Origin of the sequence: Streptomyces sp. NPDC059443 (assembly GCF_042750105.1) — a bacterium.
GTDB lineage: Bacteria > Actinomycetota > Actinomycetes > Streptomycetales > Streptomycetaceae > Streptomyces.
This window is the reverse complement of sequence record NZ_JBHYVM010000047.1, coordinates 54,968-56,761: the sequence shown is the minus strand read 5'-3', so window position 1 is coordinate 56,761 and position 1,794 is coordinate 54,968. Positions and strand designations below refer to the sequence as shown.

General features: G+C 74.6%; 1 protein-coding gene. It reads left to right on the top strand.

The genetic code is table 11. The annotated features are described in order from the left end of the window. The first annotated feature begins 26 nt into the window (after positions 1 to 26). The gene (locus tag ACFXDJ_RS32965) at positions 27 to 1,667 is read left to right on the top strand and encodes a multicopper oxidase family protein (RefSeq protein WP_384851130.1); all 1,641 of its coding nucleotides are present in this window, start codon (positions 27 to 29) and stop codon (positions 1,665 to 1,667) included. Positions 1,668 to 1,794 lie beyond the last annotated feature (127 nt).

The following is a 1,794-nucleotide window of genomic DNA, read 5'->3' as shown; positions in this document are numbered from 1 at the left end:
TACCCACCCCGGGTAGGGTTCCACCCATGACGCGCCCTGCCCTGCGTACCGAGCGAGAAGCTGTCCGGTGGACCCGGCTGCTGCTGCTCGCCGCGTGTTCGGGCTCCGGTTCCGGCATGGCCGGCATGGACCACGGCTCCGGCTCCATGGACAACGGCTCCTCCCGCGCCACCCCCGGCGGCTACGTGGACCCGGCCGGCCCCGAGGTGCGGGCCGCCGAGGCCGCCCGCAAGGCCACCGGCCCGCTCACCGAGGTCCGGCTGACGGCCACCGCCACCCCGCTCGACCTCGGCGGCGGCCGGTCCGTCCGCACCTGGGCCTACGGGGACCGGCTCCCCGGCCAGGAGGTACGGGTCACCGCGGGCGGCACGCTCGCCCTGACCCTGGCCAACAACCTCCCCGAGGCCACCTCCCTGCACTGGCACGGCCTGGCCCTGCGCAACGACATGGACGGGGTCCCGGGGCTGACCCAGCGGGACATCGCCCCGGGCGCCTCTTTCACGTACAAATTCGCCGTCACGCACCCGGGGACCTACTGGTTCCACCCGCACTCCGGGGTCCAGCAGGACCGCGGCCTGTACGCGCCGCTGATCGTCGAGGACCCCAAGGAGCCCCTCTCCTACGACAAGGAGTGGGTGGTGGTCCTGGACGACTGGCTCGACGGGGTGGACGGCTCCTCCCCCGACTCCGTGCTCGCCGAGCTCCGCAAGGGCATGGACATGGGCACGGGCATGGGCTCGGGGGGCGGCGGCCACTCGGGCCACGGCTCCATGAACATGCCCGCCGCCCCCGCGAGCCCTTCGGCCTCGGCCACGGCCTCCGGCGGCCCGTCCCGCGTCCTCATGGGCGGCGACAGCGACGTCCTCGGCAAGGACGCGGGCGATGTCGCGTACCCGCACTACCTGGTCAACGGCCGCACCCCCGAGGACCCTTCGGTCTTCACCGCCCGCCCCGGCGACCGGATCCGGCTGCGCATCGTCAACGCGGGCGGGGACACCGCCTTCCGGGTCGCCCTCGGCGGCCACGAGCTGACGGTCACCCACACCGACGGGTTCCCGGTCGAGCACGCCAAGGCGCGCTCGCTGCTGCTGGGCATGGGCGAGCGGTACGACGTACTGGTGACGGCGGGCGACGGGGTGTTCCCGCTGACCGCGCTCGCCGAGGGCAAGGGGGAATCGGCCTCGGCGCTCGCGCTGCTGCGCACCGGTTCGGGGGCGGCTCCGACCGCCGCGACCCGGCCCGCCGAGCTGTCCGGGCGGCCGCTGACGGCGGACGGGCTCAAGGCCGCCGGGCCGGTGGCGCTCGCCGCGCGCGAGCCGGACCGTACGGTGAAGATCAAACTGACCGGCGGCATGGCCAAGTACGACTGGGCGTTCGACGGCAAGCCGTACGCGCCGGACCAGCGGCATCCGGTGAAGGCCGGGGAGCGGGTCCGGCTGGAGTTCAACAACTCCACAACGATGTGGCACCCGCTCCACCTGCACGGACACACCTTCGCGCTCGGCGGCGGGGCGGGCGGGGCCCGCAAGGACACGGCGGTGATCCTGCCCGGCGGAAAACTGACGGCGGACTTCGACGCCGACAACCCGGGCCTGTGGATGGTGCATTGCCACAACGTCTACCACTCGGAGGCCGGAATGATGACCGTACTGGGCTACCAGCGCTAGCCGGTGCCCGTCGGGTCCCGGCCCGGGGGGGGCGCGGGGGGGGCGCCGGCGCCGGGCGGGGCGGGCCCACCCCCGGGGGGCCGCCAATGGCGGGCCCCCGGGGGGCCGGGAATAAAAGCGGGGGGTC